7 protein-coding genes and 2 pseudogenes are annotated in these 7,240 nt (G+C 69.6%); 6 read left to right on the forward strand and 3 right to left on the reverse strand.

The window, feature by feature from the left end; translation table 11 throughout:
• The 3 genes and pseudogenes from DQP56_RS21115 to sigE form a co-directional block, all read right to left on the reverse strand.
• Nucleotides 1-306: pseudogene (locus DQP56_RS21115) on the reverse strand (serine protease); the annotation flags it as partial.
• Between the two features lie 83 nt (nucleotides 307-389).
• Complete coding sequence (gene rseA / locus DQP56_RS21120) at nucleotides 390-797, reverse strand: anti-sigma E factor RseA (RefSeq protein ID WP_112688789.1); 408 nt, start codon at nucleotides 795-797, stop codon at nucleotides 390-392.
• A gap of 133 nt (nucleotides 798-930) precedes the next feature.
• Nucleotides 931-1,722: an RNA polymerase sigma factor SigE gene (gene sigE / locus DQP56_RS21125; RefSeq protein ID WP_370493388.1), complete on the reverse strand. Its 792-nt coding sequence runs from the start codon at nucleotides 1,720-1,722 to the stop codon at nucleotides 931-933.
• Between the two features lie 192 nt (nucleotides 1,723-1,914).
• On the opposite strand from sigE, the gene DQP56_RS21130 reads away from it, so the two are divergent.
• From DQP56_RS21130 to DQP56_RS21155, 6 genes and pseudogenes are all read left to right on the forward strand, one after another.
• A complete protein-coding gene (locus DQP56_RS21130; protein WP_083038446.1) occupies nucleotides 1,915-2,586 on the forward strand; it encodes an O-methyltransferase in 672 nt (223 codons plus the stop codon).
• 123 nt (nucleotides 2,587-2,709) lie between these two features.
• Nucleotides 2,710-3,336, forward strand: a complete 627-nt coding sequence (locus DQP56_RS21135; RefSeq protein WP_112688781.1) for a TetR/AcrR family transcriptional regulator — start codon at nucleotides 2,710-2,712, stop codon at nucleotides 3,334-3,336.
• A complete protein-coding gene (locus DQP56_RS21140; protein WP_112688783.1) occupies nucleotides 3,326-4,231 on the forward strand; it encodes an ABC transporter ATP-binding protein in 906 nt (301 codons plus the stop codon). Before DQP56_RS21135 ends, DQP56_RS21140 begins: the two co-directional genes overlap by 11 nt.
• The gene (locus DQP56_RS21145; protein ID WP_112688785.1) at nucleotides 4,228-5,865 is read left to right on the forward strand and encodes an ABC transporter permease; all 1,638 of its coding nucleotides are present in this window, start codon (nucleotides 4,228-4,230) and stop codon (nucleotides 5,863-5,865) included. Before DQP56_RS21140 ends, DQP56_RS21145 begins: the two co-directional genes overlap by 4 nt.
• Nucleotides 5,866-5,875: 10 nt before the next feature.
• Nucleotides 5,876-6,550, forward strand: coding sequence for a methyltransferase family protein (locus tag DQP56_RS21150; RefSeq protein ID WP_112688787.1), 675 nt, complete (start codon nucleotides 5,876-5,878; stop codon nucleotides 6,548-6,550).
• Between the two features lie 151 nt (nucleotides 6,551-6,701).
• Nucleotides 6,702-7,240, forward strand: a pseudogene (locus DQP56_RS21155) (hypothetical protein); the annotation flags it as partial.

Genomic DNA, 7,240 nt, shown 5'->3' on the forward strand with positions numbered 1-7,240 from the left:
TTCGAGCTCATCGGGCTTGCCGTTGCGCTGCAGCGCGCCGGCATCGGCGGGATGACGCTGCAACGAGGGACCGGAGCCGAAGGGACGGCCGAACGCCTCCCGGAGCACCGGGTCCGGCGGCAGGTCACGCGGGGTGAATTCGCCCTGTTCACGGTACTTCTTGGGCCGCACCTCGGCCGGGATGAACGACCCGGGCACCCCGTCGGGACGGCCGAAGGCCTTCTGGGAGGCACTGTCCACGGGGGGCCGGTAGACGGGCCGCGGCGCCAGGCGGTTGCCGCCGGCGTTCTCGTTGTTGGAACTCACCTAATTCCTCTTCCGGTCCCGCGTCGGCTTCCAGGCGCCGCAGGCGAAGCGCTTACACGCGCTGACGCCGCGTCGCATCCACCTTACCGACGTTTACGGCGATCTTGCGGCTTGCCGTCGGTGAAGCGAGCGGGCAGCTGCGTCGTCGGCTCATCGGGGGGATAGTCGGCGGGGCAGTCCGGGATCTGGGACAGCAGGCCCAGCAGAGCTGAGGGGATCCGGATCGGGTGCGAATCGCGCAGCGCCGAGCGGGCGCGGCCCTGGTACTCCACTTCGGCGGCGCAGTCCGGGCATAGCGACAGGTGGTGGGCGGCGCGCAGGTGGGCGTTCATCCGCAGCTCGCCGTCGACGTAGGCGGCGATCGCCTCACTGCAGAGGTGCTCGGTGGAGCCGAACTGGCGCGGGGCGCCGACCGGCGCGTCACTCTGCGAGGCGAACTGCGACGGAAGCCAGGAGAATGCGCGACGGAATACACCTCCCCGGTCCGTCACCACCGGACTCCTTCCGTCACACGCCCGTACGCCAGGGCGTCCGCAGCGAAGTGCGCTTGATTAAGGATCGCCCTTATAAGAATGTAGCGCGAGTTGACGCGCCAACGCGGCAACCGGGGGCCGGCGGCCAGGCTCAGCCGGCCGCAACACCGCCGAACGCGGCACCCTCGCGCTGGCCGGAGCGGTTGGCGAGGTAGTCGCGCAGCGCCTGGCGGCCGCGGTGGATGCGGCTGCGCACGGTGCCCAACTTCACCCCGAGGGTGGCCCCGACCTCCTCGTAGGACAGCCCTTCGATATCGCACAGCACGACGGCCGCCCGAAACTCCGGCGCCAGCGAGTCCAGCGCCGCCTGCAGGTCGGGGTCCAGCCGCGCGTCGTGGTAGATCTGCTCGGGGTCCGGCTCGTCGGCCGGGACCCGGTCGTAGTCCTCCGGCAGGGCTTCCATCCGGACGCGGCCGCGCCTGCGCACCATGTCCAGGAACAGGTTGGTGGTGATGCGGTGCAGCCAGCCCTCGAACGTGCCGGGCTGGTAGTTGTGCACCGAGCGGAACACCCGGATGAACGTCTCCTGGGTCAGGTCCTCGGCGTCCTGCTGGCTGCCGGACAGCCGGTAGGCCAGCCGATACACCCGGTCGGCGTGCTGGCGCACCAACTCATCCCAGGACGGCATGGCCGCCACATCGCCGGTGGCGTCGAACACCGCGGTCCCCTGCGGCTCCTCAGACGGCTCGACCCACTCGGTGTCGGAGTAGCGGTCCGAGTGGGTGGTCGGGTGCGACATGGCGACCGGGGGCAGCAGGGTGGTTATGGTGACATCCTCCGTATCAGATCCGCCGTCGGGCGACGGCAATGCGGTATCGCGATCAACGTGCGACAGGCCCCCGGTATTCCGGGTGCCTCGAGGTCGGCTGCTACCTCGTTCCATGCCGCTACCGTTGCCTATCGCGGTATGTCGGCTCTGTGCCGGCCCTGAACGTCGACTGTGAACTTGTGTTCGAATGGCCCGCACGGTGCGGGTACCACGCCAGGTAACGGTTCGGACACGGGCGCCATCCCGGGCGTGTCGGGCGGGCGAGCCTGTGCACCGCCGATCGCCGGTGTGACTTACGCTGCGCACATGGCCAGCACCGACGACACTTCCGGGCCGCAGTCGCCGCCACCCAGCCGGGCCGAGGCCCTCCTGGCGCACGCCGAGGGCTCGATGTCCGAGGACGCGGTGCTGACGGCCGCCCGGGACCGGGCCGGCGAGATCGGCGTCGGGTCGATCAGCGCCGCGGTGGGCGCATTGCTGAGCCTGCTGGCCAAGCTCAGCGGCGGCAAGGCCGTCGTCGAGGTCGGGACCGGGGCCGGCGTCAGCGGGCTGTGGCTGTTGTCGGGCATGGGCGAGGACGGTGTGCTGACGACGATCGACATCGAGCCCGAGCACCAGCGCACCGCCAAACAGGCATTCGGCGATGCCGGCATCGGGCCGGGCCGGACCCGGTTCATCAGCGGCCGCGCCCAGGAGGTACTGACCCGGCTCGCCGACGAGTCCTACGACCTGGTTTTCGTCGACGCCGACCCGATCGACCAGCCCGACTACGTGCTGGAGGCGGTGCGGTTGCTGCGGCCGGGCGGGGTGGTGGTGATGCATCGGGCCGCGCTGGGCGGCCGGGCCGGAGACCCGGCGGCCAATGACGCCGAGGTGGTGGCGGTGCGCGAAGCGGCCCGGCTGATCGCCGAGGACGAGCGGCTGACCCCGGCGCTGATTCCGCTGGGCGACGGACTGCTGGCCGCCGTCCGCGACTAGTTCCCCGCTTTTTCCCGCCGAGCAGACACGTAAGCCCCCATTTTGCACCCGAAATGGGTGTTTTCGAGTCTGCTCGCGCCCAGGTCTTGACCGAGGACTGAATGCGCGTTTAGCATCTTGAACATGCGTTCAGCGGACCTGACGGCCAGTGCGAAAATCCGCGACGCGGCGATCGAGCAGTTCGGCCGCCACGGCTTCGGGGTGAGCGTCCGGGCGATCGCCGAGGCCGCCGGGGTGAGCGCTGCCCTGGTCATCCACCACTTCGGCTCCAAGGAGGGGCTGCGCCGGGCCTGCGACGAGTTCGTCGCCGAAGAGATCCGCAGCGGGAAATCCGAGGCGATGCAGTCCGCCGACCCAGCGACCTGGTTCGCCGCGATGGCCGAAATCGAGTCCTACGCATCGCTGATGGCCTACCTGGTGCGCACCATGCAGTCCGGCGGCGAACTGGCGACCACGCTGTGGCGGCGGATGGTCGACAACGCCGAGGGGTACCTGGACGAGGGCGTGCGGGCCGGCACCATCAAACCCAGCCGCGACCCCAAGGCCAGGGCCCGCTACCTGGCGATCACCGGCGGGGGCGCCTTTCTGCTGTACCTGCAGATGCACGAGAACCCGACAGATCTGCGCGCGGTGTTGCGCGACTACTCCCGCGACATGGTGCTGCCGTCGTTGGAAATCTACACCGAAGGCCTCCTGACCGACCGCACCATGTACGACGCCTTCTTGGAGAGGGAAGCCGATGCGACCTGACAACCGTTGGCCGGCAATCGAAGTCCGGGGACTGCAGAAGAGATTCGGACAGCTCACCGCACTCGACGGGCTGGACCTGACGGTGCACAGCGGCGAGGTGCACGGCTTCCTCGGCCCTAACGGCGCCGGCAAGTCCACCACCATCCGCATCCTGCTGGGACTGGTGAGAGCCGACGGCGGAACCGTGCGCCTGCTCGGCGGCGACCCGTGGGTCGACGCGGTCGACCTGCACCGCGAGATCGCTTACGTGCCGGGAGATGTCACGTTGTGGCCATCGCTGTCCGGCGGCGAGATCATCGACCTGCTCGCCCGGATGCGCGGCGGAATAGACGAGCGCCGCCGCGACGAGTTGATCGAGCGCTTCGACCTGGACCCGACCAAGAAGGCCCGCACCTACTCGAAAGGCAACCGCCAGAAGGTCTCGCTGATCTCGGCCTTCTCCTCGCGCGCCCGGCTGTTGCTGCTCGACGAGCCCAGCAGCGGCCTGGACCCGTTGATGGAGAACGTATTCCAGCAGTGTGTGGCCGAGGCGAGCCGTCGGGGGGCCACCGTGTTGCTGTCGAGCCACATTCTGGCCGAGACCGAGGCGCTGTGCCAGCGGGTCACGATCATCCGGGCCGGACGCGTCATCGAGAGCGGCTCACTGGATTCGCTGCGCCACCTGCACCGCACCTCAATCCAGGCCGACCTGATGCGCGATCCGGGCGATCTCACCCGCATCCCGGGCGTCGCCGACGTGCGCTACCACGGCACCGTGCTGCACGCGCAGGTCGACAGCGCCAGTCTCGCTGAACTGATCGCTGTGCTCGGCGCCGCCGGGGTGCGCAGCCTCACCAGCCGTCCGCCCACGCTGGAAGAACTCTTCCTGCGGCATTACGACACGGCGCGGGCATGACCACCGCCGCTGTGCCCCAGGCGTCGCCGGCATCCGGACCCTTCCGGCTCGGGCGGGATTTCGCCGGCACACTGGGCATGCTTCGGCTTTATCTGCGCCGCGACCGCATCGTCGCGCCGCTGTGGGTGCTGCTGTTGTCGCTGCCGCTGGCCGGCGTCTACATCGCCAGTGTGGCGGCCGTCTATCCCACCGCGGCCGATCGCGCCGGTCTGGCGGCGACCATCATGGCCAGTCCGGCGCAGCGCGCGGTGTACGGCCCCGTCTACAACGACACCCTCGGTGCGGTGGGCATCTGGAAAGCCGGGATCTTCCACCTGCTCATCGCGATCGCGGTCATCCTGACCGTCATCCGGCACACCCGCGCCGACGAGGAGGCCGGCCGCACGGAGTTGATCGACTCGACCGCGGTGGGCCGATACGCGGGACTGACCGGCGCGCTGTTGCTGGCGTTCGGGGCGTCGGTGCTCACCGGCGTCATCGGGGCGGTGGGCTTGCTCACCACTGACGTGCCGGCGGCGGGATCGTGGGCGTTCGGGGCGGCGCTGGCCTGCTCGGGGCTGGTGTTCGCCGCCGTCGCGGCGGTTGCCGCACAGTTGTCCCCCGGCGCCCGGTTCGCCCGCGGTGTCGCGTTCGGCGTGCTGGCCGCGGCATTCACCTTGCGCGCGATCGGCGACGCCGGATCCGGCAGCCTGTCGTGGCTCTCTCCGCTCGGATGGTCGTTGCAGGTACGTCCCTACGCCGGTGAGCGGTGGTGGGTGCTGCTGCTGCATCTGGCCACCACGGCGGCGCTGACCTGGTCGGCCTACCGCCTCGCGGCCCGCCGGGATGTCGGCGCCGGACTGCTGGCCGATCGGCCGGGCCCGCGCCGGGCCGCGCCGATGCTGGCCGGGGCGTTCGGGTTGGCGTGGCGGCTCGATCGCGGCGCGCTGCTGTTGTGGACGACCGCCCTGCTGCTCTACGGCCTGCTGGTCGGCAGCGTCACCCACGGGATCGGCGACGAGGTCGGCAGTGACGGCGCCCGCGACATCGTCATTCGGCTCGGTGGCACCGAAACGCTCGAGCAGGCGTTCGTCGCGGTGGCGTTCACGATGCTGGGCATGGTCGCCGCGGCCTTCGCGGTGTCGCTGGTGCTGCGGCTGCATCAGGAGGAGTCCACCGCGCGCGCCGAGACCCTGCTGGCCGGATCGGTGTCCCGGAACCGTTGGCTGGCAAGTCATCTGGCGGTCGCGCTGGTCGGGTCGGCGATCGCGATGCTGGCCGCCGGAGTGGTGGCCGGGATCGTCTACGGGACGGCCGCCGGCGACGTCACCGGACAACTGGCCACGGCGGTGGGCAGCGCCGCCGTGCAACTGCCGGCGGTCTGGCTGCCCGCGGCGGTGGCGGTGGCGCTGTTCGGTGTGGCGCCCAGGTTCGCTCCCGCCGCCTGGGCGGTACTGACCGGGTTCGTCGCGGTGTATCTGCTCGGCGGCATCGCCGGATTGCCGCAGTGGGTCCTCGACCTCGAGCCGTTCGGCCATGTCCCGCTGGTCAGTAGCGGGTTCAGCGCCGTGCCGTTGACGGTGCTGCTGGTGATCGACGGCGCACTGGTCACCCTGGGCGCCTTGGCGTTCCGGCGCAGAGACCTCACCATCTGAGGAGGAAATCGTGAAACCTTTTGGCAAGGGACTGCTTTCGGCGTCGTTGGGCCTGCTGGCCTTCGGGCTGTTGTTATTCGTTCCGGCCGGGACGCTGCACTACTGGCAGGCGTGGGTGTTCCTCGCGGTGTTCGCGGTGTCCACCTGGATTCCCAGTATCTATCTGCTGCGGACCAATCCCGCTGCGCTGCAACGACGGATGCGGGCCGGCCCACTGGCCGAGAGCCGACCGCTGCAACGGCTGGTGATCACCGCCGTGTTCGTCTGCTCCGCGGCCACGTTGGTGCTCAGCGCCCTCGATCACCGCTTCGGATGGTCGGTGGTGCCGACACCGGTGTGCCTGCTCGGTGATGCGCTGGTGGCCATCGGGCTGGGCGTCGCCATGGTGGTGGTCATCCAGAACGGTTATGCGGCGGCCAACGTCACCGTGGAAGCGGGCCAGACGCTGGTCTCCACCGGGCTGTACGGGTGGGTGCGGCACCCGATGTACACCGGCAACGTCCTGCTGATGATCGGGACGCCGTTGGCGCTCGACTCCTACTGGGGGCTGGCCTTTCTGCTGCCCGGATTGGCCCTGCTGGTGCTGCGGATCCGCGACGAGGAACGCCTGCTCACCGCTGAGTTGAGCGGCTACCGCGAGTACACCGAAAAGGTTAACTACCGGCTATTTCCGTACCTCTGGTAGCCAACATTCCACTTTTTAACCCCTTTGGCTTACAGTTCCCTAAGCACAGGCTGTTAAACACGGCCGGTCAACGTGATGTAGGGAGGCTGGTCGAGCCATGCGCACACCCCGGCGAGGCAATGGCGGTATTCGGACGCGCTCCGTCGGTCGGATGGCCGGCGCGCTGGGCGTCGCGGCGCTGCTCGGGCTCACCCCGACGACGCCCGCCTCGCCCGCACGGGCTGACTGGGACTGGGGCATCGACCTGATCGCGCCGATGGCAGCCGTCGACACCACCGATCCCGGCCTCGACCTGGGCAGCCTGATGCAACTGGCGCAGACCTGGGTGGACCAACTCGACCCGGCGACCAACGCGTTCTTCTCCACCACGATCGACGCGGTACTGGCACTACCGGGCCCGGGGCAGGCCTTCGATGCGGCCGCGTGGCTGGACCAGTTCTTCTACGCCCCGCTGCACGCCGGGCTGCAGGAGTGGATCACCAGCCCGTTCGGGGCGTTCAGCCTCGACCTGATCAACGCGCCGTTCGTCACGCTGTTCGGCCGCGACCTGATCGGCGACGGTATCGACGGCTTCGACGGCGTCAACGACAGCCTGTTCGGTCAGTGGGGCGGGTTCGGCGACGCCGGCGACGGCGGGTTCCTGTTCGGCAACGGCGGAGCCGGTATCGACGGTGTGGGCGGCGCCGGCGG

It is taken from the genome of Mycolicibacter senuensis (assembly GCF_003284925.1).
Classification (GTDB): domain Bacteria; phylum Actinomycetota; class Actinomycetes; order Mycobacteriales; family Mycobacteriaceae; genus Mycobacterium; species Mycobacterium algericum_A.

Coding starts and splice junctions, on each gene's coding strand:
- sigE (WP_370493388.1), bottom strand. CDS start 1,722: ATGGAACGAGGTAGCAGCCGACCTCGAGGCACCCGGAATACCGGGGGC.
- DQP56_RS21130 (WP_083038446.1), top strand. CDS start 1,915: ATGGCCAGCACCGACGACACTTCCGGGCCGCAGTCGCCGCCACCCAGC.
- DQP56_RS21135 (WP_112688781.1), top strand. CDS start 2,710: ATGCGTTCAGCGGACCTGACGGCCAGTGCGAAAATCCGCGACGCGGCG.
- DQP56_RS21140 (WP_112688783.1), top strand. CDS start 3,326: ATGCGACCTGACAACCGTTGGCCGGCAATCGAAGTCCGGGGACTGCAG.
- DQP56_RS21145 (WP_112688785.1), top strand. CDS start 4,228: ATGACCACCGCCGCTGTGCCCCAGGCGTCGCCGGCATCCGGACCCTTC.